Origin of the sequence: Streptomyces filipinensis, assembly GCF_014649495.1 — a bacterium.
Lineage (GTDB): Bacteria > Actinomycetota > Actinomycetes > Streptomycetales > Streptomycetaceae > Streptomyces > Streptomyces filipinensis.
Window position 1 is genome coordinate 1 of sequence record NZ_BMTD01000095.1, and the last position, 616, is coordinate 616.

General features: G+C 69.8%; 1 pseudogene. It reads left to right on the forward strand.

The window, feature by feature from the left end:
• Positions 1-10: 10 nt before the first annotated feature.
• Positions 11-421 (forward strand): annotated as a pseudogene (locus IE244_RS41635) (ISAs1 family transposase); the annotation flags it as partial.
• Positions 422-616 lie beyond the last annotated feature (195 nt).

Consider the following 616-nt stretch of genomic DNA (forward strand, 5'->3'; position numbering starts at 1 on the left):
CAGCGACGCGATGCACACCCAGCGCGAGCACGCCGACTACCTCCTCAGCCGAGGCGCCCACTACATCGTGATCGTCAAGGGCAACCAGAAGAAGCTGCGGCGGCAGCTCAAGTCCCTTCCCTACAAGAACATCCCGCTTCAGGGACGCACCCGGGGCATCGGCCACGGCCGCTCGGAGATCCGCCGGATCAGGGCCGCCACCGTCAACTGCCTCCTCTTCCCCGGTGCCCGCCAGGCCATCCAGATCAAGCGCCGACGCACCGACCGCAGGACCGGCAAGACCACCGTCAAGACGGTCTACGCCGTCACCAGCCTGACCGCCGAGCAAGCCACCGCAGCCCAGCTCGCCCAACTCGCCCGCGACCACTGGAAGATCGGGGCCCTGCACCATGTCCGCGACACCACCTTCGCCGAGGACGCCTCCCAGCTGCGGACCGGCAACGCGCCCCGCGCGATGGCCACCTGGCGCAACCTCGCCATCGGTGCCCTCCGCACGGCCGGAGTGAAGAACATCGCGGCCGGCCTCCGCCGCAACGCCCGCGACCCTCGCCGCCCCCTCACACTCCTCGGCCTCGGATGATCACGAACCGGGCAGCATGCGAATGCCGAAGCCCTG